Origin of the sequence: Kaistia geumhonensis, from assembly GCF_030815145.1 — a bacterium.
Taxonomy (GTDB): domain Bacteria; phylum Pseudomonadota; class Alphaproteobacteria; order Rhizobiales; family Kaistiaceae; genus Kaistia; species Kaistia geumhonensis.
The window spans coordinates 3,874,464-3,898,173 of record NZ_JAUSWJ010000001.1 but is presented as its reverse complement, the minus strand read 5'-3'; the positions used below and the strand labels follow the sequence as shown (position 1 = coordinate 3,898,173).

Annotated in this window: 25 protein-coding genes, 1 tRNA gene and 1 riboswitch; of the genes, 16 read left to right on the top strand and 10 right to left on the bottom strand. The window is 68.0% G+C overall.

Features of this window, described 5'->3' with window-relative positions:
* Window positions 1-31: 31 nt before the first annotated feature.
* Together QO015_RS18470 and QO015_RS18465 are read left to right on the top strand one after the other, a co-directional pair.
* On the top strand, window positions 32-622 hold the full coding sequence (locus QO015_RS18470; protein ID WP_266283462.1) for a DUF1134 domain-containing protein: 591 nt from the start codon (window positions 32-34) through the stop codon (window positions 620-622).
* Between the two features lie 131 nt (window positions 623-753).
* A complete protein-coding gene (locus QO015_RS18465; RefSeq protein ID WP_266283460.1) occupies window positions 754-1,923 on the top strand; it encodes a coiled-coil domain-containing protein in 1,170 nt (389 codons plus the stop codon).
* Window positions 1,924-1,927: 4 nt separating this feature from the next.
* Here the strand turns inward: QO015_RS18465 and QO015_RS18460 are convergent, their stop codons facing one another.
* On the bottom strand, window positions 1,928-2,896 hold the full coding sequence (locus tag QO015_RS18460) for an NAD(P)H-binding protein (protein WP_266283458.1): 969 nt from the start codon (window positions 2,894-2,896) through the stop codon (window positions 1,928-1,930).
* A gap of 82 nt (window positions 2,897-2,978) precedes the next feature.
* Between QO015_RS18460 and QO015_RS18455 the strand changes: the two genes are divergently transcribed.
* Window positions 2,979-3,890 carry a LysR family transcriptional regulator gene (locus QO015_RS18455; protein ID WP_266283456.1) on the top strand — a complete coding sequence of 304 codons (912 nt, stop codon included), beginning with the start codon at window positions 2,979-2,981 and terminating at the stop codon, window positions 3,888-3,890.
* A gap of 136 nt (window positions 3,891-4,026) precedes the next feature.
* Here the strand turns inward: QO015_RS18455 and QO015_RS18450 are convergent, their stop codons facing one another.
* Both QO015_RS18450 and QO015_RS18445 read right to left on the bottom strand, forming a co-directional pair.
* The gene (locus QO015_RS18450) at window positions 4,027-4,179 is read right to left on the bottom strand and encodes a DUF1127 domain-containing protein (RefSeq protein ID WP_266283454.1); all 153 of its coding nucleotides are present in this window, start codon (window positions 4,177-4,179) and stop codon (window positions 4,027-4,029) included.
* Between the two features lie 288 nt (window positions 4,180-4,467).
* Window positions 4,468-4,878: a DUF2000 family protein gene (locus tag QO015_RS18445; RefSeq protein WP_266283453.1), complete on the bottom strand. Its 411-nt coding sequence runs from the start codon at window positions 4,876-4,878 to the stop codon at window positions 4,468-4,470.
* Window positions 4,879-4,930: 52 nt separating this feature from the next.
* Here QO015_RS18445 and QO015_RS18440 point away from each other — a divergent pair, with 52 nt between their 5' ends.
* From QO015_RS18440 to QO015_RS18410, 7 genes are all read left to right on the top strand, one after another.
* Window positions 4,931-5,746, top strand: a complete 816-nt coding sequence (locus QO015_RS18440; RefSeq protein ID WP_266283452.1) for an AraC family transcriptional regulator — start codon at window positions 4,931-4,933, stop codon at window positions 5,744-5,746.
* 222 nt (window positions 5,747-5,968) lie between these two features.
* Window positions 5,969-7,525, top strand: a complete 1,557-nt coding sequence (locus QO015_RS18435; protein WP_266283451.1) for a GMC family oxidoreductase — start codon at window positions 5,969-5,971, stop codon at window positions 7,523-7,525.
* Window positions 7,526-7,536: 11 nt separating this feature from the next.
* A complete protein-coding gene (gene yegS / locus QO015_RS18430) occupies window positions 7,537-8,454 on the top strand; it encodes a lipid kinase YegS (protein ID WP_266283450.1) in 918 nt (305 codons plus the stop codon).
* Between the two features lie 63 nt (window positions 8,455-8,517).
* Window positions 8,518-9,057 (top strand): gluconokinase, encoded by a 540-nt coding sequence (locus QO015_RS18425; protein WP_266283449.1) that lies wholly within the window; start codon window positions 8,518-8,520, stop codon window positions 9,055-9,057.
* Window positions 9,058-9,133: 76 nt separating this feature from the next.
* Window positions 9,134-9,946: a universal stress protein gene (locus QO015_RS18420; RefSeq protein ID WP_266283448.1), complete on the top strand. Its 813-nt coding sequence runs from the start codon at window positions 9,134-9,136 to the stop codon at window positions 9,944-9,946.
* Window positions 9,947-10,145: 199 nt separating this feature from the next.
* Entirely contained in the window at window positions 10,146-10,292 is a 147-nt protein-coding gene (locus QO015_RS18415; protein ID WP_266283447.1) for a DUF1127 domain-containing protein, read from the top strand.
* Window positions 10,293-10,489: 197 nt separating this feature from the next.
* Complete coding sequence (locus QO015_RS18410) at window positions 10,490-13,549, top strand: PAS domain-containing protein (RefSeq protein WP_266283446.1); 3,060 nt, start codon at window positions 10,490-10,492, stop codon at window positions 13,547-13,549.
* A 25-nt stretch (window positions 13,550-13,574) separates the two neighbouring features.
* Here the strand turns inward: QO015_RS18410 and QO015_RS18405 are convergent, their stop codons facing one another.
* Together QO015_RS18405 and QO015_RS18400 are read right to left on the bottom strand one after the other, a co-directional pair.
* The gene (locus QO015_RS18405) at window positions 13,575-13,805 is read right to left on the bottom strand and encodes a hypothetical protein (protein WP_266283444.1); all 231 of its coding nucleotides are present in this window, start codon (window positions 13,803-13,805) and stop codon (window positions 13,575-13,577) included.
* 163 nt (window positions 13,806-13,968) lie between these two features.
* A complete protein-coding gene (locus QO015_RS18400; RefSeq protein ID WP_266283442.1) occupies window positions 13,969-14,232 on the bottom strand; it encodes a hypothetical protein in 264 nt (87 codons plus the stop codon).
* Between the two features lie 37 nt (window positions 14,233-14,269).
* Between QO015_RS18400 and QO015_RS18395 the strand changes: the two genes are divergently transcribed.
* From QO015_RS18395 to QO015_RS18385, 3 genes are all read left to right on the top strand, one after another.
* Window positions 14,270-14,593 carry a hypothetical protein gene (locus tag QO015_RS18395; protein WP_266283440.1) on the top strand — a complete coding sequence of 108 codons (324 nt, stop codon included), beginning with the start codon at window positions 14,270-14,272 and terminating at the stop codon, window positions 14,591-14,593.
* Complete coding sequence (locus QO015_RS18390) at window positions 14,575-14,784, top strand: cold-shock protein (RefSeq protein ID WP_266283438.1); 210 nt, start codon at window positions 14,575-14,577, stop codon at window positions 14,782-14,784. The genes QO015_RS18395 and QO015_RS18390 overlap by 19 nt, the downstream gene beginning before the upstream one ends.
* Window positions 14,785-14,888: 104 nt before the next feature.
* Window positions 14,889-15,113 (top strand): hypothetical protein, encoded by a 225-nt coding sequence (locus tag QO015_RS18385; RefSeq protein WP_266283436.1) that lies wholly within the window; start codon window positions 14,889-14,891, stop codon window positions 15,111-15,113.
* A 193-nt stretch (window positions 15,114-15,306) separates the two neighbouring features.
* Here QO015_RS18385 and QO015_RS18380 read toward each other — a convergent pair.
* Both QO015_RS18380 and QO015_RS18375 read right to left on the bottom strand, forming a co-directional pair.
* Window positions 15,307-15,381, bottom strand: a tRNA-Glu gene (locus QO015_RS18380).
* A gap of 84 nt (window positions 15,382-15,465) precedes the next feature.
* Window positions 15,466-15,855, bottom strand: coding sequence for a hypothetical protein (locus QO015_RS18375; protein WP_307290825.1), 390 nt, complete (start codon window positions 15,853-15,855; stop codon window positions 15,466-15,468).
* A 28-nt stretch (window positions 15,856-15,883) separates the two neighbouring features.
* On the opposite strand from QO015_RS18375, the gene QO015_RS18370 reads away from it, so the two are divergent.
* From QO015_RS18370 to QO015_RS18360, 3 genes are all read left to right on the top strand, one after another.
* Entirely contained in the window at window positions 15,884-16,906 is a 1,023-nt protein-coding gene (locus tag QO015_RS18370) for an RluA family pseudouridine synthase (protein ID WP_266283432.1), read from the top strand.
* A 121-nt stretch (window positions 16,907-17,027) separates the two neighbouring features.
* The gene (gene rpoH / locus QO015_RS18365) at window positions 17,028-17,948 is read left to right on the top strand and encodes an RNA polymerase sigma factor RpoH (RefSeq protein WP_266283431.1); all 921 of its coding nucleotides are present in this window, start codon (window positions 17,028-17,030) and stop codon (window positions 17,946-17,948) included.
* Window positions 17,949-18,060: 112 nt separating this feature from the next.
* Window positions 18,061-19,872 carry a tetratricopeptide repeat protein gene (locus QO015_RS18360; protein WP_266283430.1) on the top strand — a complete coding sequence of 604 codons (1,812 nt, stop codon included), beginning with the start codon at window positions 18,061-18,063 and terminating at the stop codon, window positions 19,870-19,872.
* Between the two features lie 3 nt (window positions 19,873-19,875).
* On the opposite strand, the gene QO015_RS18355 is transcribed toward QO015_RS18360, so the two are convergent.
* The 3 genes from QO015_RS18355 to QO015_RS18345 all read right to left on the bottom strand — a co-directional run bounded on the left by QO015_RS18355 (window position 19,876) and on the right by QO015_RS18345 (window position 23,698).
* The gene (locus QO015_RS18355; protein WP_266283428.1) at window positions 19,876-20,820 is read right to left on the bottom strand and encodes an ABC transporter substrate-binding protein; all 945 of its coding nucleotides are present in this window, start codon (window positions 20,818-20,820) and stop codon (window positions 19,876-19,878) included.
* Between the two features lie 11 nt (window positions 20,821-20,831).
* Window positions 20,832-21,620 carry an ABC transporter permease gene (locus QO015_RS18350; protein WP_266283426.1) on the bottom strand — a complete coding sequence of 263 codons (789 nt, stop codon included), beginning with the start codon at window positions 21,618-21,620 and terminating at the stop codon, window positions 20,832-20,834.
* 49 nt (window positions 21,621-21,669) lie between these two features.
* A riboswitch (TPP riboswitch) is annotated at window positions 21,670-21,775 on the bottom strand.
* Between the two features lie 87 nt (window positions 21,776-21,862).
* Window positions 21,863-23,698, bottom strand: coding sequence for a hypothetical protein (locus QO015_RS18345; protein WP_266283425.1), 1,836 nt, complete (start codon window positions 23,696-23,698; stop codon window positions 21,863-21,865).
* Window positions 23,699-23,710 lie beyond the last annotated feature (12 nt).

The window sequence follows — 23,710 nt, the reverse complement described above, 5'->3', positions numbered from 1 at the left end:
TGCGCGCGACCGTCTCGATGAGGTGAATGCGATGACCCGTCCCGCGTCCTTCCTGCGCCTCCTTGCCACCCTCGTCGGGCTGGCGATCCTCGTGGCCGGCGCCGCCGCTGCTCCGGCATCGGCCCAGACCCAGGATGGCGAGCACTATTCCGTCGACGAGATCGTCAAGACGGGCGGCGCCTTCTTCGGCGAGGTCTCCGGCGGGCTCGCATCGGTCGTCGAACACTCGATGTCGCAATATGGCCAGCCCAACGGCTACGTGCTCGGCGAGCAGGGCAGCGGAGCGCTCATCGCCGGCGTCCGCTACGGCCAAGGTACGCTCTATACGAAGAATGCCGGCAAGCACCCGGTCTATTTCCAGGGTCCGTCGATAGGCTGGGATTTCGGCGGCGACGGCTCCAAGGTCATGATGCTCGTCTACAACCTGCCCTCGGTGAACGCGATGTACGACCGTTTCGTCGGGGTCAACGGCTCGGCCTATCTGGTCGGCGGCGTCGGAGCGACCGTTCTATCTCGCAACAACATCTTCGTCGTGCCGATCATCTCGGGTGTCGGCGCGCGGCTCGGCATCAGCGTCGGCTATCTGAAGTTCACCGACAAGCAAACCTGGAACCCCTTCTGATCCGCGGTTTCGCGGGTCTTCACGCTCCGGAGATAACCTCGCTCTAGGATGAACACGGCTGGACTCGCCGCCGCGGCAATGCCAATGCGGAGAAAGGCGGATGGCCGGACGGGCGCGATGCGGAGCAAGGCGTGATCGAAGCGGCGATGTATGTTGCGCTGGGGGGCCTCGCGACGGGGCTCGCCGCGCTGATCGTCCTGCCGCCCTTCTGGCGGCGCGCCGTCCGCCTCACGCGTCGCGACATCGAGATGACGCTGCCGATGACGCCGGCCGAGATCGCCGCCGACCGCGACCAGTTGAGGGCGGATTTCGCGCTGTCGACGCGCCGGCTCGAAACCACGATCGAGAAGCTGGAGAAGCGGGTCGCCGGCCGCGAGGTCGAGCTCGGCGAGAAGCGGGCGCTCATCGCCCATCTCTCGGCGGAGCAGTCTCTGGCCGCCGACGGCATGGGCCGTCTCGAGAACGAACGGGGCCAACTCCTGACAACCCTCGCCGAGCGCGAGCGACGGCTCGGCGAAGCCGATGAGGCCGGCAGGACGGCGGAGAAGCGGATGCAGGACATGGAAGCACGCCTCGACGCGGCACGCCGGCAGCTCGAAGCCGTCGTGGCGGAGCGTGAGGCGCAGAAGCTCGAAGTGGTCGCGCGCGAGACCGAGCTCGCCAATCTCCGCGACCAGATCCGCGCCGCCGGCCGACAGGCCTCGGAGGCCGGGGCTGCAGGGGCGGCGCTTGCGGAATTGCGCGCGACACTTGCCGGCGAGCAGATGCGCCGCGAGGCCGCGCTCGGCGAGATCGCAGCCGGCGCCGCGGCCCGCCGGGCGCTCGATGCCGAGTTGAAGGCCGCGCACGCGGCTTCCGATGCGCTGCGCGCCGAGCTTGCCGCGGCGAACGACAAGATCGCGATGCTGGAGGCCCGCCTCGCCGGGACGCCTGCCGCCACCCTGCCTCCCCCGACCGCCGCGCCCGCCCATGACGACCGGCAGGCGCTTCTCGCGCGCATCGCAGCGCTGGAGACGGACGCGCGCCTCGCTGCCCGCGGCGGCGCATCGCCGCCCGCGGCGGACAGCAGCGCGCTTCGGCAGTCCCTGCTCGATATCGGCGCGGCTGTGGCGAAGCTCGCCCGCGAGGAGGCGCCGAAAACGATAGAGGCGCCCGCGCCCGTGCCAGTCGAGCCGGCAGCGAAGACCCCCGCCTCGCCTGCCGTGGAGCCTGCCATTGAGGTCGTGCCGGTCAAGGGCGAGGCGCCGATGGGGCTTGCAGCGCGCATCCGCGCCTTGCAGCAGCGCTATCCTTTGCCCTGATCGCTCAAGTCGAGGCAAGGCAGCCGAGACCCATAAGGGTCGCACGCAGGGCTTCGTCCGTCTCGGTGTGCGGCTCGCGTCCGAGAAAGGCGACGAGGCTGCGATTGTCGAGCCGGACGGTCTCGCGCCAGAGATAGCGCATCTCCAGAAGCTCGCGGAACTTCTCGACGACGGGCGACGCAAGGGTGACCGCCCACCATGGGAAGCGCCGGATCGGCAGGTCCGGCCGCCCCGCGACCACACGCACGCGTTCAGCGATCTCGATGCCACGCGCGAAGTCGTGCCCGGCGAAGTGGAAGCGGGCAAAGGCGGGCAGTTCGTCGGCCCGGTCGATCAGCGCGGCGAATGTCTCGGCGAGATCGGGCAGATAGGCGAAGGCATGGCCGGCATCGGGCCCGCCGGGATAGGTCACCGCCGTCACCGGGCGGCCCGGCTTCACGATGCCCTGGCCGAACCAGCTGTTGCCGACGCTGGGTCCGAAGAAGTCGCCGGCCCGGACGATGAGGACGGGGACAGTCTTTGAGGCTCCCTCCAGCCGCCGCTCCATCTCGGCGCGGATCCGCCCCTTGCGCGTCAGCGGTCGCTGCGCCGCCGTCTCGGCGATGAGCGGAAACGTATCGGGCCCGTAGTTGTAGAGCGTACCTGGAAAGACGATCCGTGCTCCAGCCGCGCGCGCCGCGGCGATGGTGCTGTCCAGCATCGGCAGCGCGAGGCCGGCCCAATTGCGATAGCCCGGCGGATTGGCGCCGTGAAAGACGATCGACGCGCCCTCCGCCGCCTCGCTCACGTCGGAGGGGTTCATTGCGTCGCCCTGCCGCCAGTCGAGCGGCGGGCCACGCCAGCGCTTCTGCGCGGCACCGACATCGCGGGCAAGCGCTCGCACCGTCCAGCCGCGCGCCGCGAGCGTGCGGGCGACTTCGCCGCCGATACCGCCGGTCGCCCCGATCACCAGCGCCACAGATTCCGTGTTCATCGCATCTCTCCTGTTCTTTCCGACAGTTGGAAGCTAGCGATCGGCCGGCTCTGCCAAAATTGTTGAAACACCCATAGTCGCCATGCATTATCGCATGATGGCGCTGTCCTGGGATCTCTGCCGCTCTTTCCTCGCCGTTCTCGACGAGGGCAGCCTCTCGGCGGCAGCGCGTAGGCTCCGGCTGACTCAGCCGACGCTCGGCCGCCATGTCGCCGAGCTGGAACAGCAGCTTGGCATCGTGCTGTTCACGCGCAGCCAGACGGGGCTCGATCCGACCGATGCCGCGCTTGAGCTCCGCCCCCATGCAGAGGCGATGGCGCTGGCCGCCGAAGCGCTGCGGCGCACCGCTACGGGCGAGGCGGCCGAGGAGCGCGGCAGTGTGCGGATCACGGCGAGCGAGATCGTCGGGACGGAGGTGCTGCCGCCGATACTGGCCGCGTTCAATCGGCTGCATCCGCGCATCGCGATCGAACTCGTCGTCTCAAACCGAAGCGAGGACCTGCTGCGCCGCGAGGCGGATATCGCCGTGCGCATGACGACGCCGGTCCAGGGGGCGCTGCTGCAACGGCATATCGGCCGCATCGCACTCGGCTTCTTCGCCCGGCGCGATTATCTGGAGCGGAACGGCACACCGGAGAACCGCGATGCCCTTCGGGGCCATGTCCTGATCGGGTTCGACACGGAAACGCCGAGCGTGCGGGCGGCGCAGCGGCAGGGCGTCATCCCGGATCGGTCCGCCTTCACGCTGAGAACCGACAGCGACGTCGCAGGTCTGCAGGCGGTGCGGGCCGGCTTCGGGATCGGCGTGTGCCAGGTCAGGATCGGCGAGCGCGACCCGTCGCTTGTGCGCGTGCTGCCGGACGATTTCGAGATCGGTCTCGAGACATGGCTCGCGATGCACGAGGACCTGAAATCCGTCCGCCGCATGCGGCTCGTCTTCGATCATCTCGCCGAGGCGCTCGGAGCCTATGTGCGCGGCGGGCCGTCCGACTGAGCACAAAAGAAAACGCCCGCCGGGGAGGAGGTCGGCGGGCGTTCTCTTGTACTGGCGAGGGGCCGGGGAGGAGGTCGGCCGCTCGCCGATCGCGGGAAACGAGGGAGGAGGTTCGTTCCCGGCGAATTCCTGAAACTCAGTAGGCGGCCGACCGCTTGGCGACCTTCGCGATTTCCGAACGCTCGATTCCGAGGTCGGCGAGCTCACGGTTCGTCAGCCGATTGAGCTCATTGCAGGTCTGGCGAAACTTCACCCAGCCCTTGTAGGAAGCAATGATGCCATTAGCCATTGTCGTCGTCCTTCTCATCGAGGCGCCGACCACTGCCAGCGCGCTTTCGATGTCAGGAATGTAGACCGCTCAAGGGAGGATGAGCACTCGTCCTTTGCTCATGGCAGGGCTGCGGTTTGTGCAGAGCAAAACCACAAGCCCGCACTATGTTGCGCCGCACAACAGCCATATTCGGGGTGCTGATGCCGCATCGTCGCCCGAATTGGCCAAGCCGAGGCGCGAAGAGCAGCCAATGCTGCCGCCCGGCTGGCATCGCCAAAGGCGTCAGCGCAAAGCTCCGGATCAGGCTCAGCCCATGAATTTGAGGCCGGCCGTCACCTTGTCGACGATCTTGCGCTCGGCATGAAGCCCGATACCGACGAGATCGAGGCCGGCGCCCGAGACCGCGGCGACGGCGGCGCGATTGTCGGCGTCGTTCGAGGTCGAAAACATCTCGCGGATATAAAGTGCGATATCGAGCCCGCGGGAGAGCGCCCGGCCATGCGTGCGTGCGAGGCCGGCGCCGTCCGCGCCGAAGACGAAGACCGGCTCGCGGATGAGCGCGGTGTAGGCCTGGCCGGAGGCATCGCGATAGGGCTCGCCGATGATATCGGGATGCCGGTTCACGAGCCCTCCGGCGAGGAAGGCGGCGATGTTGACCTTCTGCCAGGGCAGGAGGTCGTCGAGGATCACGAGGGCGGTCTTGGTGGCGTAAAGCATGCCGAGAACCTAGGATCAATGCCCGACACCGTCTTGAACGATCGTGCGTCCGATGCCCGACGACTTCATCTCCACCGAGCCGCCCCAGCGCGGCGTGCAGCGCCTGCTGGCGAGGTTCGGCGGCCATGCCTATGACCTGCACCGCCACGAGACCTATGCGGTCGGCGCGACGCTTTTGGGCGCACAAGGCTTCCGCTATCGCGGTGCCGGCCGGATCAGCGCCCGCGGCCAGTGCATGGTGCTGCATCCCGACGAATGGCATGACGGCCGCTCGGCGACGCCGGACGGGTTCCTCTACCGCATGGTCTATCTCGACCCGGACCGCGTTCTCGCGGCGCTCGGTGGCCGGGGACCGTTGCCCTTCGTCGGCGAGGCGGTCGCGGAGGATGCGGTTCTCGCGACGCTTATCGACGAGTTTTTCGCTTCCTTCCCGGAGCCGGCCGATCCGCTCGCGGTAGACGGCTTCCTCGCCGATTGCGCTGGACGCCTAGCGCGCCGGGCCGGCCTCGCACCGGCCGACCGGTCGAAGCCGCTCGCCCGCATGCGGCGGGTCAAGGCGCTGATCGATGCCGAGTTCGACCGGCCGATCGCCTCCGAGGACATCGAGCGCGTGTCGGGCCTCGACCGCTTCGAAACGGCGCGCCATTTCCGTGCCTTCGTCGGCACCTCGCCGCATCGATATCTCGTGGGCCGCCGCCTCGCTGTCGCCCATCGACGGATCGCCCGCGGCGAGGCTCTGGCCGATGTCGCCGCAGAGACAGGCTTCTCCGACCAGAGCCATCTGACCCGCGCCTTCAAGGGGCGCTACGGCCTGACGCCCGGTCGCTTCCGCGCCCTTCTGGCGGCTGGCGGAGCCGGTTTCCGCTGATTCTCGCCGGCGGCACGCACGCTCTCCACCGCTGCGTCAACCCGCTCCTAATTTCGTACTAGGCGATGCGCAACGCCCCTGCGATTGTTCGTGCATACACAGATCAGTCGCGGCGGGGGCATCCATGCAACAGATTGGATTCGGGCGCGGATCACCGCATCCGCAGATCGATTTTTCGTGCGCAGGCCGATGCAATGGCGACCGCCGCAACGGACGCGGCCGATGACGGCATCGACACCGCCCGCGCTCCTCCCCTCCTACGACTATATCGTCGTCGGCGGGGGCACCGCCGGCTCGGCCGTGGCCCGCCGCCTCGCCGAGCGGAGCAGCGCGACGGTTCTCGTCATTGAAGCCGGGCCCGACGACGAGGGCTTCGACGGGATCGCCGATCCCGCCCGCTGGGTGGCGTTCTGCAACGGCAGCCTCGACTGGGGCTACGAATATGCCGCGACCAGCCTCGTCAACGGCCGGACCATGGCCCTGCCGCGCGGCCGGGTGCTCGGCGGCTCGTCCTCGACCGGCGCACTGCACTGGTATCGCGGCCACGCCGCCGACTACGACGCCTGGGCGGCCGCCGGCGCGACCGGCTGGTCGTTCGACGCGTGCCTCCCCTTCTTCCGCCGCATCGAGGACTGGGAGGACGGCGAGACCAGCCTGCGCGGCGCTGACGGCCCGATGAGGATCGAGCGCAGCCGCGACCCGCATCCGCTGGCCTGGGCCATGATCGAGGGCGCCGCCGAACTCGGCATACCGATCATCGACGACCCGAACGGCGCCAGCAACGAAGGCGCGGCGCTGGCCAATCTGACCCAGTCGGGCGGTCGGCGCTGGAGCGCGGCGACCGGCTATCTCCACGCCGGCAGGCCGCTTGCGAACCTTACAGTCCTCACCCGCTCCCTCGCTCTCCGGCTCACCTTCGCGCACGGCCGCTGCACCGGCGTGCATCATCTCGTCGGCGACCGCGTGACGGAGACGGCCGCGCGGGTCGAGGTCATCCTGTCGCTCGGGGCGATCGATACGCCGCGGCTGCTCCTGCTCTCGGGCATCGGCAATTCCGCCGCGCTCGGCAGACTCGGTATCGACACTGTCGCGGACCTGCACGGCGTCGGTGCCAATCTGCAGGACCATCCGATGATCAGGGCGGTGAACTTCCGGGCCCGGGCGCCGCTGGGTCCCATCAGGGACAACGGCGGCGGCAGCGTCATCAACTGGAGGAGCCGGCCGGGCCTCGCTCGGCCCGATCTCACCGCCATCTGCTTCCAGCGCGCAAGCGCCGTTCCCGAACTCGCCGCCGACTACGACCTCACGGGAGATGTCTTCGCGATCGCGCCTGGCCTGATGGAATCGCGCAGCAAGGGCCATCTCCGCCTGCTTGAATCGGGCCCCGGAGGACGGATGGAAATCCAGCCGAACTTCCTGTCGCATCCCGACGATCTCGAGGCGCTGGTGACGGCGGTGGATTTCGCGATGGACCTCGTGGAGACCTCGGCCTTTGCCAAGCTGTTCGCGAGCTATCTCGCGCCGGGGCGGCGCCTCGACCGCGCCGAAACGGTCGACTTCATCCGGACCACATGCACGACCTATTTCCACACCTGCGGCACCTGCAGGATGGGAACGGACGACGAGGCTGTGGTCGATCCGGAGCTCCGTGTCCGCGGCATCGAGGGGTTGCGCATCGCCGACGCCTCCGTCATCCCGGTCATTCCGAGTTGCGGCACGATGGCGCCGACACTGATGATCGCCGAGCGGGCGGCCGATTTCATCACCGGCCCGCATTGAAGGGAACCGCGATGAGGCTACGCCTGATTCTGCATGGCAAGGTGGCGCGGGAACAGCGCGTTCGCGAGGCGATCGGCGCGGTGCGTGCCGACGGCCATGTCGTGAGCGTGCGCGTCACCTTCGAGTCGGGCGACGCGTCGCGGATGGCGGCAGAAGCGGTGGCGGACGCGAAAGCCGGTTTGGTCGACACCATTGTCGCGGGTGGCGGGGACGGCACCGTCAACGAGGTCTTCGGCGCCGCGCTCGCCGCCGACCCGCCGCCCGGCTGCGGCTTTGCCGTGCTACCGCTCGGCACCGCCAACGACTTCGCCCGGTCCGCCGCCATCCCCGCCGAGGACACGACCGCCGCGCTCCGCCTCGCCGCGACGGCGCCGGTGCGGCCAATCGATGTCGGCTTCGTCGACGCGCGCCTCTTCATCAATCTGCTGACGGGTGGCTTCGGTTCGCGCGTGACGGTCGAGACCGACCCCGACCTCAAGCGCCGCATGGGTGGGCTCGCCTATGTGCTGACAGGTGTCTCGCGCTTCAGCGAACTCTCGGCCAATACCGGGCGGATCATTGGCGAAGACTTTTCGTGGGAAGGATCCTTCCTCGCTCTCGCGATCGGCAATGGAAGGCAGGCGGGCGGCGGCATCGCGCTCTGCCCCGACGCGATGCTCGACGACGGGCTGCTCGATCTCATGATCGTGCCCGAGATCGCGGCGGAGGCGCGCCTTGATGCGCTCGGCTCGATCCTGATGCAGGGGATGACGGCGATCGAGACCATGGTCGTGCGGGCGCGCGGTCCCTGGTTCGAATATCGCTCGGACAAGGAGCTGTCCGTCAATCTCGACGGCGAACCGATGCGCGCACGCCGCTTCCGCGCCACCTGCCGGCCCGGCGCGCTCGCTCTCCATGTCGGCCAGGGCGCGGCTGTCGTCGCGGCGTGAGGCTTGCGCCGCCATGCGATCCGGACGATCTAGGCAGGACAACAACCCGACACGGCGGATCGCATGACCGGCACGACACCTGTTCTGAAGCGAAACCTCATCGTCATGGGCGTGTCCGGCTCGGGCAAGACGACGGTCGGCGAACGGCTCGCCGCCCATTTTGGCGCCCCCTTCATCGAAGGCGACAAGCTGCATCCACCGGAGAACGTCGCCAAGATGTCGGCCGGCACGCCGCTCAATGACGACGACCGCCTGCCCTGGCTGAAGGCCATCGCGACGCGACTGGCAGAAGCGGACGACGCGCCGTCTGGCGTCGTCGCCGCCTGCTCGTCACTGAAGCGCAGCTATCGCGCGATCCTGACCTCCGGCGTCGCGCGGCGGACCAGCTTCGTTTTCCTCGACGGCTCGCATGCACTGCTCGCCGAGCGCATGAAGACGCGCAAGGGTCATTTCATGCCCGCCTCGCTGCTCGAGAGCCAACTGGCGACCCTTGAGCGTCCGGGCGACGACGAGGACGTCATCCGTATCGATCTCGACGGCGATATCGACGCGGAACTCGAAGCGGCGCTCGCCACGATCGCGCGGGAGGACGCCGCGAACTGATCCTGATCACGACGCGGCGCTCCGAAACCGCTAATCTCCCTCAGTCGTATCCAAGGCTGGGGAGCCCGACCGGACCATGACCGGACCACGCTATCGCATCGCCCACACAACCGATTTCTCGCTCGCGAGCCGACCCGCTTTCGTGCATGCGCTGGCCCTCGCCGTGGCGCTGAAGGCAGAGTTCCAGGTCCTGCACGTCCAGGGCCGCGGCGACGAAGCCGGGCATTTTCCGGCCGTCCGCGAAACTCTCGCCGGCTGGGGGCTCATCGCCGCCGACGCACCGCGCGAGACGGTCGACCGCGATAGCGGCGTCCTCGTCTCCAAGGTCGATATCCGCGACCACGACCCGGCGAGCGGCGTGGAGCGATTCCTCTCGGCCCATGCGGCCGATCTCCTCGTGCTCGGCTCGCATGCCCGCGAGGGGCTCGACCGGGTTCTGCATGGATCGATCTCCGAACGGATCGCCGCCGAGACCGAGGTGCCGGTGCTCTTCGTTCCGCTCGACAGGCCAGGCTTCGCCGATCCGGCGACCGGCGCGCTGTCGCTCCAGCACATCCTGATGCCGATCGCCGATCAGCCGCCGGCCGGCCATGCGCTCAACGTCGTGGCACGGCTCTCCAGCGCGCTCGGTCTCGCGGACGACGCCGTCGAACTGCTGCATGTCGGCGAACGCGCGCCGCGCATTCCGACGCCGAGCGGCGAAGGCTGGGCTCCGGTCCGGCTCGCCTCCGGCCCGCTGATCGAGACGATCCTCGCCCATGCCGGCAGCGCCGACCTCGTCGCCATGCCGACGCGCCGCCACGACAGCCTGCTCGACATGTTGCGCGGCACGCATACCGAGCGGGTGATGCGGCAGGCGCCCTGCCCCGTCCTCGCCATTCCAGCCTAGCAGGGCCGCGCATCGGCATCGGCCGCCATATTGCATTGCAATATGGTTGGGGTTTCTCGTGCTGCCATGCACCAGATGCAAGCCAGCCTTGACCAAATCGGCCCTGCTCGGAGAGTCGGAAGGCGCCTATCTCTTGTCTCGACAGGGACGGACGGACGAAAACGGGACCGCCCCTTGAAATCAAAGCAAGGGTGCCGAAATGAACATCGTCAAGAACTTCAAGAACTGGCGGAAGTACAAGGAAACCTATGGTGAGCTGGTCAGGTTGAACAACCGGGAGCTGGCCGACATGGGGATCCAGCGCGGCGACATCGACCACGTCGCCCGTCGCGCCGCCGGTTACTGAGAGAGCTTCGCCGGACGGTCCTCCCCCGTCCGCGATAAAGGCGGCAGGCGACCTCCTCCCCGCTGCGCCGCTGACGTGAAGACGCCCGCCGATCTCCTCCCCGGCGGGCGTTTTCTTTTTTGTCCGCGACCTTCGATGGAACTTCGACCCGGTTTCCGGCATTGAAGCCCTCGCGGAATTGCGTGGGGACTTGCGACATGCTGAACGACGGGGTCGGGTCGATCGGACCGGCCTTCCTGCGGGAAGGCGGCGAGATGGGCCGGCTGATCGCCGCTTTCGCCTGGGAACGGACATCGCTTGGAGCGATCGAGCGCTGGCCGCAGGGCATCATCAGCACCGTCGCCATGATCCTCCGTTCTCCGGTGCCTATCGTCACGCTCTGGGGCGAGGACGGCGTCATGATCTACAACGACGCCTATTCGGTCTTCGCCGGCGCCCGCCATCCCGCCCTGCTCGGCTCCAAGGTGCGCGAGGGCTGGATCGAGGTCGCCGATTTCAACGACAATGTCGTGCGAACCGTGTTTGGCCGCGGCGAGACGCTCAGCTACGCCGATCAGGAGCTGACGCTCTACCGCAACGGCCGACCCGAACAGGTCTGGATGAACCTAGACTATTCGCCCGTTCTCGACGAGGACGGTCACCCGCTCGGCGTCATCGCCATCGTCGTGGAGACGACGGACAAGGTGGCGGCCGAGCGCTGGCTGCGCGGCGAGGCCGAGCGTCTGCGCATGATGGTCGAGCAGACGCCCGGATTCTCTGCCCTGCTCGAGGGTCCGGACCACGTCTTCACCATGGCGAACCAGGCTTATCTGCGCCTCGTCGGCAATCGCGACATCATCGGCAAGCCGGTGATCGAAGCGCTGCCGGAAGTGGTCGGCCAAGGCTTCCTCGAATTGCTCGACCGGGTCTATGAGAGCGGGAGCGCCATCTCCGGCATGACTGCGCCGGTCTGGCTGGAGAGCGCGGCGGGTGCGGCCCCCGAACTGCACTATCTCGACTATATCTATCAGCCCGTCCGCGACCGGTCCGGCGCGCTCGCCGGCATTTATGTCCAGGGCACCGACGTCACCGAGCAGGTGATCGCCCGCAAGGCGCTGGAGGAGAGCGAGGCGCGCTTCCGCCTCGTGGCCGAGAGCGCCCCGGTCATGCTCTGGATGGGCGATCAGGACGGCCGCTGCATCTACCTGAACCGCGCGCAGCGCGAGTTTTGGGGAACGCCCGACGATTTGTCCGATTTCGACTGGTCGACGACGGTTCATCCCGAGGATCGCGAGGCGCTCGCCGGCCCCTTCGAGGAGGGCATGCGCACGCGCACCCGCTTCACGGCCGAGGCGCGGTATCGCCGCGCCGACGGCGCCTGGCGGACGCTTCTCACCGACGCCCGGCCGCGTTTTTCAGTCGAAGGCGAGTTCGTCGGAATGATCGGCGTCAATGTCGACGTCAGCGAGCAGAGGCAAGCCGAGGCGGTGCAGCACAAGGAGCGGCGGCGCCTCGAGATCCTCAATTCGAGCGGCGCGGCCATCGCCGCCGAGCTCGATCCCGAGAAGATCGTCCAGACGGTCACCGATGCCGGCGTCGCCCTGACCGGCGCGCAGTTCGGCGCCTTCTTCTACAACGTCATCGACGAGGCGGGCGAGCGCTACCGCCTCTATTCGCTGTCGGGCGTCGATCGCAGCCATTTCGACAGTTTCCCGATGCCGCGGAACACGCCGCTCTTCCATCCGACCTTCGAAGGCAAGGGCATCATCCGTGCCGGGGATGTCTTGAAGCATCCCGAATATGGCCTCAACTCCGGCTTCCTCGGCATGCCGCATGGACATCTCCCGGTGCGGAGCTATCTCGCTGTGCCTGTCGTCTCGCGGACCGGCGAGGTGATCGGCGGCCTTCTGTTCGGCCATCCGGAGCCGGACCGCTTCTTCGAGGAGCACGAGAAGCTGCTCGTCGGCATCGCCGGGCAGGCTGCGGTGGCGATCGACAATGCCCGTCTTTTCCAGACCGTGGAGCAGGAGAACCGCCAGCGCGCCAAGGCAGAGGAGCAGCTGAGGGCCCTCAACGAAACGCTGGAGGCGCGGGTCGCCGCCGAGATCGCCGTGCGCCAGCAGACCGAGGCGGCGCTCTTGCAGGCCCAGAAGATGGAGGCGATCGGCCAGCTCACCGGCGGCATCGCTCATGACTTCAACAACCTGCTGATGGCAGTGATGGGCAGCCTCGAACTGCTCGGCAAGCGGATTCCCGCCGATCCGCAGCTGCGCCGCCTCATCGACAACGCCATGGAAGGCGCGCGGCGCGGCGGGGCCCTCACGTCGCGCATGCTGGCCTTCGCGCGGCGCCAGGAACTGCAGATCGCCCCGGTCGACATCGCTCGGCTTTTCGACGGCATGGCAGAGTTGCTGCAACGCTCGCTCGGGCCGATGATCGCCATCGAGACGGATTTCCCCGCAGCGTTGCCGACGGTCCAGACAGACCCCAACCAGCTCGAGACGGCGCTGCTCAACATCGCCGTCAACGCGCGCGACGCCATGCATGAGCAGGGCACGATCCGCGTTTCCGCATCGGAAGAGATCATCTCCGAAGACCCGGAGCTCGCGCCCGGACGCTATGTGCGCCTCTCTGTCAGCGACACCGGCGAGGGCATGGACGCCGAGACGTTGCGGCGCGCGCGGGAGCCCTTCTTCACGACGAAAGGCGTCGGCAAAGGCACCGGGCTCGGCCTGTCGATGGTGCATGGCCTCGCCCAGCAATCGGGTGGCCGGCTGGCACTGCACAGCGAGCCCGGCCGCGGAACGACTGCCGAAATCTGGCTGCCGGTGGCCGTCTGCCCGGCGGGCGTGGAGACGGCTCCGGTTGCACCGGTCGCCGAGGCCGCACCGCCGATGAGCCTCTCCGTTCTGGTCGTAGACGACGACGCCCTCGTGCGCATGAACACCGTCGCCATGCTGGAAGACCTCGGCCATCGCGTCGTCGAGGCTCAATCCGGAATGGAAGCGCTGGCGCTGCTGGCCGGGGACCGCGTCGATCTCGTCGTGACCGACCACGCGATGCCCCAGATGAGCGGAGCCCAGCTCGCCGAACAGTTGCGCCGGGATTATCCGGGCCTGCCGATCATCCTCTCGACCGGCTATGCCGAGCTTCCGGATGGCGGCGACCCTGGGCTTCCGCGCCTCTCGAAGCCCTTCACGGAGGCTCAGTTGGTCGCGATCCTCGCCAGCGTGGTCGGCGAGGGACCGTCAGCGCGCGCCAGCCAGCGATCCGCGTGATCGAACAGCTGGGCTACGGCACCGGTCAATCGTCGGGGTCGAGCCAGAACGCAGTCGAACGGAGCAGTTCGCCGCTTTCGGGTGATGAGGCCGACGTCTCCGAGGCGGCGAGCAGCATCGCCTGGCGCAGCGCCGACTGCGGCGTGTCGGGATTGAGCCGGCGGGCGAGCGCCAGCAGTTCGTAGGAAGACGTGCTCCCCTCGGCCAGTTCGATGAGAGCCTGCGCGAGCAGCCTGTGAAGCTCGTCGTCCGACATTGGGATGCGTCCCCGCGCAGACTGAGAAAGGTTTCCCACCTCTCAAGCGCTTCGGACGCGATTGTTTCCCTAAATTCTCCGAACGGACCGCATCCGAGGGACCGCCTGTGCCGTCGGAGTGAATGCCGAATGAGACAGAACATCTGGCTCGGCTGCGGCGGAATCAGGCCGCCAGGGTCCCGTCCGTATCCTTGCGAAGGCCGACCTCGCGGAGGACGGCATCCCGCAGTGACACGGGCTCCTGGATCGCAGACCGTTGCAGGCGGAGGATGATCTCGGCGATGCCGGTTCTCAGTTCGTCGACATCGATCGCGGCTGGTCCGCGCCGGAGCAGGATCTCTTCGCAGAGCGACTCGAGCAGGACGGCCATCGCCACGAGCTCGCCGTCTTCATAGAGGCCGGGATTGGGCTTCAGGATTGCTGGCAAGTTCCGCTCCTCTCCTTTGGCAAGGCGGGAGCCGAGCGTGACTCTCAGCCGCCGGCGCCTCGATGATCGCCTGCCGACGGTGTTTCGAGGATGCGCGCCTGGGCACGATAATTCAACGCTGCGGGAACTTTTTCCGGCATCAGGCGATGTTATTTTCCCTATTGCGCCGGAGTGCATTGTTTTCACGTTCCACTTCGCCTATATGTGGGAAGTCGAACTTGTTGACGAACATTGCTACGGCCTTCGAGCCTTTGCCGATCTTCTTTTCCAAATTCGTGAGCTGAGCCGCCCGGTCGCGAGACGGGGTGATGATCAACTGTGTCGATTTGAAAGGATATCGTCATGGCTACCGGAACAGTGAAGTTTTTCAATACGGCCAAGGGTTTTGGTTTCATCGAGCAGGGCGGCGGCCAGCCGGACGTGTTCGTGCATGCCACGGCTGTCGAGCGTGCCGGCATGCGCAGCCTCGTCGAGGGTCAGAAGATCAGCTTCGACCTCGTGCGCGACGCCCGCTCGGGTAAGCAGGCCGCCGAGAATCTCAGCGCCGCCTGAACGAGATAGCGCTTCGATCGCGACCACGGATGTACTGGCGCTGATCTGAAGCCGTTGAAACGGTCGGGCTTGCCCGGCCGTTTTTGCTTTTGAGGAGACCAGTCATGTCGAAGAAGGCAACCGCCGAGCTGTTCCGCCCCAAGGCGATCGTCAAGGCGGACCAGACCACCGAGATCGCCCAGGCGATCATGGCCGAGGAAACCGCGGCCCGCGTCGCCAAGACGGCGCGCCTCAAGGCCGCCCGCCTGGCTCAGGAAGCCGCCGCGCCGCCTCCGGTGAAGAAGCCGCGCCGCGCCGCAGCCAAGGCAAAGCCCGCCGCCGCCCGATAGGCCGAACCGCCGCTCGGTCGCGACAGTCAGGCTGGGGCGCCCGGCAACCGGTCCGTCACGACCGGCTGGCGGCCGCTGCCCGAAGGGCCGTTCGCGGGGTCGCGGGGTCGCGGGAGGCTGCACCTGCATGCGCAGGCCGCCAGTTCTGCAGCGACAGAACTGGAACAAACTTCAACAAATATCGACAAAGTTTTGGCGCGCCCACGGGGAATCGAACCCCGGTTTTCGCCGTGAGAGGGCGACGTCCTGACCGCTAGACGATGGGCGCGCGGGCCGCCGATGGCGACGACCCGCGATATAGCGAACGCGCCCGCGCTTGGCAAGCACATGCGTCACGCCGCAGTGGACAACTTCACTGCGCGCTGACCGGAGGCGCCTCGGAGAGGCGGGCACGGCGGACGACGGCGCCGGTCGAGAGATCGACGACGACGACGCGAAGACTGCCCGCCTCCGAGAAGGTCAATGCCATCAGCCGCCCGTCGAGAGCGGTTGCGAGCAACGTTGCCCCGGCCGGAAGCGCGCCGGTGATCACCGCCTCGCCCGACTGTGTCGCGAGCACGGCCTTGTCCTCGGCGCGGCCGATCTTGTAGATGACGGCGACGAGCACGGCGCCGAGCCCCACCAGGAGCGTGGCGCTCGAAATGACGATGAGGCGCTTCAGCCGCTGGCGGATGCGCTCGACCGCCGGATCGAGCGGGACCTCGTCGGCATCATCGTCGTCGTCGAGCGGACGGCGCGGCATGGACACGTGACGGGAAGAAGCGCGAAGCATGAACGACCTTCAGGACGACGGCCAGGATGACGGCGAGGAAATCGTCGACCTCGTGGTCGAGCCGGAGGCGGCGGGCAGGCGCCTCGATGCGTGGCTCGCGTCCCGGATCGACACGCTGAGCCGCAGCCGCATCAAGGCATTGATCGAGAGCGGCCATGTCGCCATCGGCGGCGCGACCATAGTCGAGGCGAAAAAGCCGGTCAATTCGGGCGACGTCGTCCAGCTGTCGGTGCCGGAGGCGGAGCCGGCCGAGCCCGAGGGCGAGGACATCCCGCTCGACATCGTCTTCGAGGACGAAGCCCTGATCGTGATCGACAAGCCGGCAGGCCTTGTGGTGCATCCAGGCGCCGGCAACTGGACCGGTACGCTGGTGAACGCGCTGATCGCCCATTGCGGCGACAGCCTCTCCGGCATCGGCGGCGTGAAGCGGCCCGGCATCGTTCACCGCCTCGACAAGGGAACTTCGGGGCTGATCGTCGTCGCCAAGACCGACCGCGCCCATCAGGGCCTCGCCGCACAGTTCGCCGATCATGGCCGCACCGGCCCCCTCGAGCGCGGCTATCTCGCACTCGTGTGGGGCGTGCCCTCCCTCCCCTATGGCCTCGTCGACGCTCCGCTCGGCCGCTCGCCGACGAACCGCCAGCGCATGGCGATCGTCAAGCAGGGCGGCAAGGAGGCGATCACGCATTACACGGTGGAGGAGAGCTACGGCCCGGCGAGCGCGCCGATCGCCAGCCTCGTCGACCTTCGGCTCGAGACAGGCCGCACGCACCAGATCCGCGTCCACATGGCCGCGCTCGGCCATCCGCTCATCGGCGATCCCGACTACGGCAAGGGCTTCCAGACCAAGGTGCACCGCCTGCCGGAGCCGCTCGGGGACGAGGTGGGCGGTTTCCAGCGCCAGGCGCTGCATGCCTGGCTGCTCGGCTTCGAACATCCGCTGACCGGCGAGACGCTGCGCTTCGAGTCAGAGCCGCCTGAAGATCTCGCGGAACTCATCGAGGGCTTCAAGGCGTTGTGATGAATCGGGGCGGAACAGCCCTGTTTTCGCTGGATTTGATCCCCATATAGGACCATGCGGGCCGTTGCGGCCGCATTCGGCGTCGGCCTGGAGGCGACGCCGACAAGGAAAGGGGGTCTTCATGGCTGCCAAAGCTTCTCTGCCGGTCATCGCCTCGGGCGAGGCCGGTCTTTCGCGCTATCTCGACGAGATCCGGCGCTTTCCGATGCTCGCCCCCGACGAGGAATACATGCTCGCCAAGGCTTATCGGGAGCATGACGACAGGAACGCCGCCCATCGGCTGGTGACGAGCCATCTGCGTCTCGTGGCCAAGATCGCCATGGGCTATCGCGGCTACGGCCTTCCGATCGGCGAAGTAATCTCGGAAGGGAATGTCGGCCTCATGCAGGCTGTGAAGCGGTTCGAGCCCGAAAAGGGCTTCCGCCTCGCGACCTATGCCATGTGGTGGATCAAGGCCTCGATCCAGGAATACATCCTGCGCTCGTGGAGCCTCGTGAAGATGGGCACCACGGCGAACCAGAAGCGCCTGTTCTTCAACCTTCGCAAGATGAAGAGCCAGATCCAGGCGCTCGACGAGGGCGATCTTCGCCCGGACCAGGTTCAGCAGATCGCGACCAAGCTCGGCGTCACCAATGAGGACGTCATCTCGATGAATCGCCGACTCGGCGGCGACACCTCGCTGAACGCGCCGCTGCGCGCCGATGCCGAGGGCGGCGAGTGGCAGGACTGGCTGGTCGACGACAGTGAAGACCAGGAGACCGTGCTCGCCAATCAGGAGGAGGCGGACAACCGCCGCAAGCTCCTGAAGGACGCCATGGGCGTGCTCAACGACCGCGAACGCCGCATCTTCGAGGCGCGCCGCCTCGCCGAGGAGCCGATCACGCTCGAGGAATTGTCGAGCGAGTTCGGCGTCAGCCGCGAGCGCGTCCGCCAGATCGAGGTGCGCGCCTTCGAGAAGGTGCAGAAGGCCGTCAAGCGCGGCGCGCGCGAACTCGAGCGCGGCCATGGCGGCGACGACGAACTGGAGGCAGCCGGCGCCTAGCCGTTAACCTGTCTGACATCTCCGTGATCGGGCTTGAAATCGACCCCGGTCGCGCTTGTCCTGTTGCGACACATGAGTCACAGTCCGCTCCCGCGAAAATCGGAAACGGATCATGGCGCGCCCGCGTCGTCGGCTCACGGTGATCGCCGCGCTGGACATGGTCGGATATTCGGAGCTCGTCCAGCAGGACGAACTCGGCACGCTTCGCGAGATGCGTGCGATCTACAAGACTCTCGTCCGGCCGACGCTCATCAAGTTCGGTGCCCACATCATCAAGATGATGGGCGATGGCGGACTCGTGGAATTTCCCAGCGTCCTCGATGCGATCGAGTGGTGCATGGCGTTCCAGACCGCCATGGCCGAGCGCAACGCGGCGCCGGACCGGCCGAAGATCGAGGTCCGGGCGGCGGTTGTTCTCGCCGATGTCATCCTCTCGGACGACGATCGCTTCGGCGCAGCCATCGGTTTTGCGATGCGGCTCCAGGCGGCAGCTCCGCCCGGTGGCATCGCGATCACCCATTCCGTCCGCTGGCAGCTTCTCGGGGAGCCGGCCTCTGCCTTCAAGCCGGTCGGCTTCCTGATGCTGCGCAGCGTCCCCTACCCGGTCGAGGCCTGGTTCTGGGTGCCGCCGGGCCGCACGCTCCCGGATGTCCAGCCGACGCAGAACCAGATGCTGACGCCGGGCGTCCTGGCGCTTCCAGGCATCGCGGCCGAGCCGCAGGAGGACCAGCGGCCGCTGATCGTCGTGCTGCCCTTCGACGACATCTCGTCAGACCGCAGTTGCGACAGCATCGCCGACGGCATCGCCGAGGAGACGACCGCAACCCTGGCGCATGTTCGATCCGTACGCGTCATCGCGCGCAATTCCGCCTTCCAGTACAAGGGCCGCGCGGCCGATATCCGCACCCTCTCCCGCGACCTCGGCGTACGCTACGTCGTCGAGGGAAGCGTGCGGCGGGCCGGGGCGCGACTGCGCGTCACGGCGCAGCTGATCGACGCCGGGACGGGGACGCATCTGTGGTCGGGCCGGACGGAGGGGACGCTCGACGATCCCTTCGCCCTGCAGGACGAGGTGGCGATGCAGATCGCAGGCGCGCTGCATTCCGCCATTCGCAGCGCCGAGATCGAGCGCGCCCGGCGCAAGGACGGCGACCATATCCGCGCGCATGACCTCGTGCTGAAGGCGATGCCCCACTTCTGGGCGCATCGTCGCGAGGACAACGCCATCGCGCTGCGCCTGCTCGACGAAGCGCTGGCCTCGGACCCCCGCTCGGGCCAGGCGCTCGGGCTCAAGGCCTGGTGCCTCAGTCAGGAGGTCACCTATCTCTGGTCGGACGATGTCGAGCGGGACAAGCAGCTGGCCCTGGCGCTGGCCGAGAAGGCGGCGGAAGCCGGCGAGCCCGACGCGCTCGTCTATACGATGATCGGCGCCACGCATTCGATCCTGAGCGTCGACCAGTCGCGCGCCCGCGTGTTCATCGAGCGGGCGCTGGCACTCGATCCGACACTCGCCTGGGCCTGGACGCGACTCGGCTTCATCCAGGCCTATTCCGGCGAGCCGCGCGAGGGTCTCGCCAGCCTCCGGCGCGCGATCCTCATCAGTCCCGACGACCCGATCCGTTTCAATGCCTATGCGGGCATGGCGACCTGCCTGTTCCTGCTCGGCGACTATGCCCAGGCGGCGCGCGAGGCGCGCCAGGCGATCGACGCCCGCCCCGGCATGATCTGGGCCTATCGCCTGCTCGCGACGTCGGCCGCACTCGGCGGCGACCTCGCGCAGGCGCGCGCCGCCGTCTCGAGGCTGTTGAACGACCGTCCCGGCATGACAATCGCCGAGGTCAGGCGCGCCGTCCACAATCTCGGCGGCGCCGACCTCGACCGCTATCTCGAGGGCCTCCGCCTCGCCGGACTGCCCGAGGGCTAGCGCTCACCGAGGCGCGATGGCGTAGCTCTCGACGGGCGGGATCGTGTCGATCAGTCCGCGCTCCTTCAGGAAGGCGGCGAACCGGTCGTAGCGGCCGGGATCCAGCGCCGCCGGGCGCTTGGCGAAGCGCGGCAGCGTATCGGAGAAGGCCGTACGGTTCAGCCGGTCGTCGAGATCGGGATGCGCCTTGACGAAGATCTGCCACGCCTCCTCGGGATGATTGGTCATGAAGATCGTTGCCTCCTCGACCGCGGCGACGAAGCGCGCGACGGCCGGGTCCTTGGCGCGGTCGGTCTTCGTCACATAGATCAGCTCGTCATAAGGCGGCACGCCGTGCTCCTCCGGATAGAAGGCGATGCCGGGCTTGCCCTCGATCGCGAGCTGGGTCAGCTCGAAATTACGATAGCCGTCGATGACCGCATCGACCTGTCCCGACATCAGCGCCGTGGTCAGGTTGAAGTTGACGTTGACCATCTCGACATCCTTGGCCGTGAGACCGGCCGAGCCGAGAATGGCGCCGATATAGGCCTCCTGCAGGCTGGCGACCGAATAGCTGACCTTCCTGCCCTTGAGGTCGGCGAGGGTTTTGATCGGCCCGTCCTTGAGTACGATCAGGCAATTGAGCGGAGTCTCGATCAGCGTGCCGACGCGGGTCAACGGCAGGCTCTCCTTCACGTTCAGCATCAGGTCGGGCTGATAGGTGACGGCGATGTCGGCCTGGCCGGCGGCGACCAGCCGCGGCGGCGCGCTGGCATCCGAGGGCGCGACCAGCTCGACGTCGAGATCGCGGGAGGCGAAGAGCCCCTTCTCCTTGGCGATGACCAGCGGCGCATGGTCGGGATTGACGAACCAGTCCAGCAGCACCGTCAGCTTGTCGGCGGCATGCGCCTCGGCGGCGGAAAGAACGAGCGCGAGCGCCAGCGCGGCGCGCCTCAAGGCGGCATTCATCGAATATCTCCTCATCGGAACGAGACCTGTGTTTCCGGCGCCCAGGGCGCGATGTGGCGGGTGAGAGCGACGACGGCGGCGCGCAGCAGCAGCGCCATGGCGGCGAGCAGCGCCAGCGCGGCGAAGACGACATCCGTCTGCGCGCGGCCATTGGCCATGAGCATCGCATAGCCGAGCCCCGCCGATGCGCCGACCCATTCGCCGATCAGCGCGCCGACCGGCGCATAGACGGCGGCGACGCGCAGTCCCGAGGCGAGCGCGGGCAGCGCAGAAGGCAAGCGCAGCAGCAGGAGTTCCTGGCCGCGTCCTGCGCGATAGAGCCGGCCGAGATCGAGCAGGCTTTCGTCGGTCCTCGTCAGCCCGTCATGAAAGGCCGACGCGACCGGAAAGAAGATGGCGATCGTCGCCATGACGATCTTGGACCCGATGCCGAATCCGAACCAGAGGACGAGCAGCGGCGCGATCGCGAAGACGGGAAAGGCCTGCGTCACCACGAGGACCGGCATCAGCACGCGGCCGAGCAGCGGCAGGCGCAACATCAGCAGGGCGAGCAGCACGCCGGTAACGGCACCGGCGACGAGCCCGATGACCGACTCGGCGAGCGTCGTCGGCGCGTCGCGAAGCCAGAGTTCGGGACGATTGACGAGCGCCTGCCAGACCCGTGCCGGCGGCGGCAGCATGAAGGGCGGCGGCGCGAAGATCACCACGACCGCCTGCCAGAGCGCGACGAGCGCAGCCGCGATCGCGAGGCCGCGCAGGAGCGATGGCAGAACAGTTGGCAGTTGTCGTGCGAAAGCCAAGCGGCCGATCCCCAAAGAGACCGGACCATGCGGATGCGAACGAGCCGTCTGGCTGAAGCCTTCCCGTCCCTTCGCCGGCATGACCCGGATCAGGTTCTAAGGGTTCGGCCCCAGGCCATCTCAGCTCGCGTCGGCGAACACCCCTCGGAATGACGTGAGGATGGACGAAGGCAGCCGGTGGCGCAAGAGCCGCGCAGCGCCGACCGTGCGGGTCCTTTCAGAACCGCACGGCGAGCGCCTCGTCAGTTGCCCCAGGCGGCGAAGGCCTTGTCGAACACCCGCTGGCCGGGCGTTCCCTTCTCGAGCGTCAGGATGGCGCGCTGGTCGTTGTCGTAGACGATCGGGATGTCGATCCAGTTGCGCTCGCGCAGCAGCGCGATGTTCTGCTGCATCGTCGGGCCGTCATTCGCGAAGGCGATCCAGAAATAGCCGTCCGCGACCTTGGCGGCGGCACCGTCGAGCGGCTGGCCGCGCGATTCCTCGGTCGGCTTCATCACGAGGGCCGGAACCGCCTTGATACCACCGCCGGGGAAACCGGCGGGCGTATCGACGATGACTTCGACGAGATGGCTGGCCGGCAGGGCGGTATCGGTATTCTTCCGGAAATTCACCGTAACCTTGAGGTCGCGCTCCGGGACGGTCGCCGTGGCCACGATCTCGGGACCGTTCGGCGTGTCGGGCTCGAACTTCCAGACGACACTGGCGCTGAGGGCCGTGACGCTGGTGGCGCCGTTCAGCGGCTGCTCGTAGAGAATCGCCTTCTGCGCCACGAGGTCGTCGCCGGGCGAGGTGCTCTGAGTCGTCGCCGGAGCGGCGTCGCTTTGCGGCGCCGTGGCGCCGGGCAGCGTAACCGGCCCGTCGGTGCCGGGAAGCGGCGCCGTCGGCTCCGTGGCGTCCGGCGCCGCGTCGGCGGCGGGCGCGCCGCTGTCCGGCTGCATGACGCCGGCAAGCGGGTCGGGCTCGGTGCCCTCGGCCGGCGGCGTCGCGGTGATGGTCCGGACAGACCGCGGCACGACATCCTCGGCCGGAGCATCGCCGAGACGGTCGGCGTTCTTCGGGCTGCCGGATTCGGACGGTGCCTCGGCCGAGGGCGCGGCGCCCTTGTCGGTCGAAATCAGGTCGCCGATCACGTCGTTGACACGGGCGCGCTGCGACCAGCCGAGCGCGGCGATGCCGCCAACCATGAGGAGCACGAGCACGCCGATGATGATGGCGGGCAGTCGCGAGGACCGAGACTTCTCGACGGAAGCAGCGGCCTGAGCGGCGCGCGGCCGCTTCTCGCGGCGCGGGCGGCGCTCGACCGGCTCATCGGCGACGAGCTGTTCCTCGTCGAGGCTGTCGTCGGGCCACTCGGACCGCTCCTCTGCGGCCACCGGCGCGACGATGTCCTCGGCTTCCGCGTGGCGCGGCGCATCGGGCCTGTCGCGAGCGGGATCGAATCCAGGTTCGCGCCGGCGTCCGGTCTCGAAGACGGGCTCCTGATGCGGGAGTTCTTCCGCGGCGAAATCCTGTCGCGCGGCATTCTGGAGCGTCGGCTCCTGTCGTACCGGCTCCTGGCGCGGGCCCCGGCCAAGGGGGCGGCGCGGCGCATCTTCCGGATCGATCCTCGGCGAAACGTCGGCGCGGGGCGACTCGGGAGAGGCGGCGCGGATCGGCGGCGCGGTGCGCTCGGCGGCGGAGAGGCCTGGCCGGAAGTCCGGCGGAACCGGCGTCGCGCGCGGGGCGGGGCGCTGCGGGACGGCGGCCGGCGCGGGATGAGCCCCCTCCTCCGAGACGTCCTCCTCCGGCGAACGCATGACCTGCGCGGCCATCGCCTCGGCGGCGGCGGCGGCGGCACGGGCGCGAGCAGGCGACGGGCCGGCCGCGGTCACGGCCGCCTCGCGCTCGACGCGTCGGATGGCTTCCTCGAGCTCGAGCCGCTGGCGCGAGATCTCGGCCGTGCCGAGTGGAGGCGTGATCGCCTTCAATTGCCCCAGCAGCGCCGCCCGCGCCTTGTCGTAGATGGAGCGGCGCACATCGACGGATTCGTGCTCCAGTCCGCCGACAGCCCTTTTCAGTACCGCGTAATAGTCGGTCATCGTTCCATTCTG

What these genes read in the sequence shown, in the direction of transcription:
- QO015_RS18405 (WP_266283444.1), bottom strand. Translation starts at nt 13,805, where the DNA reads ATGTCGGACGACGAGCTTCACAGGCTGCTCGCGCAGGCTCTCATCGAA.
- QO015_RS18345 (WP_266283425.1), bottom strand. Translation starts at nt 23,698, where the DNA reads ATGACCGACTATTACGCGGTACTGAAAAGGGCTGTCGGCGGACTGGAG.
- QO015_RS18360 (WP_266283430.1), top strand. Translation starts at nt 18,061, where the DNA reads ATGGCGCGCCCGCGTCGTCGGCTCACGGTGATCGCCGCGCTGGACATG.
- QO015_RS18390 (WP_266283438.1), top strand. Translation starts at nt 14,575, where the DNA reads ATGGCTACCGGAACAGTGAAGTTTTTCAATACGGCCAAGGGTTTTGGT.
- QO015_RS18370 (WP_266283432.1), top strand. Translation starts at nt 15,884, where the DNA reads ATGAACGACCTTCAGGACGACGGCCAGGATGACGGCGAGGAAATCGTC.
- QO015_RS18425 (WP_266283449.1), top strand. Translation starts at nt 8,518, where the DNA reads ATGACCGGCACGACACCTGTTCTGAAGCGAAACCTCATCGTCATGGGC.
- QO015_RS18445 (WP_266283453.1), bottom strand. Translation starts at nt 4,878, where the DNA reads ATGCTTTACGCCACCAAGACCGCCCTCGTGATCCTCGACGACCTCCTG.
- QO015_RS18435 (WP_266283451.1), top strand. Translation starts at nt 5,969, where the DNA reads ATGACGGCATCGACACCGCCCGCGCTCCTCCCCTCCTACGACTATATC.
- QO015_RS18470 (WP_266283462.1), top strand. Translation starts at nt 32, where the DNA reads ATGACCCGTCCCGCGTCCTTCCTGCGCCTCCTTGCCACCCTCGTCGGG.
- QO015_RS18355 (WP_266283428.1), bottom strand. Translation starts at nt 20,820, where the DNA reads ATGAATGCCGCCTTGAGGCGCGCCGCGCTGGCGCTCGCGCTCGTTCTT.
- QO015_RS18440 (WP_266283452.1), top strand. Translation starts at nt 4,931, where the DNA reads ATGCCCGACGACTTCATCTCCACCGAGCCGCCCCAGCGCGGCGTGCAG.
- QO015_RS18385 (WP_266283436.1), top strand. Translation starts at nt 14,889, where the DNA reads ATGTCGAAGAAGGCAACCGCCGAGCTGTTCCGCCCCAAGGCGATCGTC.
- QO015_RS18375 (WP_307290825.1), bottom strand. Translation starts at nt 15,855, where the DNA reads ATGCCGCGCCGTCCGCTCGACGACGACGATGATGCCGACGAGGTCCCG.
- QO015_RS18410 (WP_266283446.1), top strand. Translation starts at nt 10,490, where the DNA reads ATGCTGAACGACGGGGTCGGGTCGATCGGACCGGCCTTCCTGCGGGAA.
- QO015_RS18415 (WP_266283447.1), top strand. Translation starts at nt 10,146, where the DNA reads ATGAACATCGTCAAGAACTTCAAGAACTGGCGGAAGTACAAGGAAACC.
- QO015_RS18420 (WP_266283448.1), top strand. Translation starts at nt 9,134, where the DNA reads ATGACCGGACCACGCTATCGCATCGCCCACACAACCGATTTCTCGCTC.
- yegS (WP_266283450.1), top strand. Translation starts at nt 7,537, where the DNA reads ATGAGGCTACGCCTGATTCTGCATGGCAAGGTGGCGCGGGAACAGCGC.
- QO015_RS18455 (WP_266283456.1), top strand. Translation starts at nt 2,979, where the DNA reads ATGCATTATCGCATGATGGCGCTGTCCTGGGATCTCTGCCGCTCTTTC.
- QO015_RS18460 (WP_266283458.1), bottom strand. Translation starts at nt 2,896, where the DNA reads ATGAACACGGAATCTGTGGCGCTGGTGATCGGGGCGACCGGCGGTATC.
- rpoH (WP_266283431.1), top strand. Translation starts at nt 17,028, where the DNA reads ATGGCTGCCAAAGCTTCTCTGCCGGTCATCGCCTCGGGCGAGGCCGGT.
- QO015_RS18450 (WP_266283454.1), bottom strand. Translation starts at nt 4,179, where the DNA reads ATGGCTAATGGCATCATTGCTTCCTACAAGGGCTGGGTGAAGTTTCGC.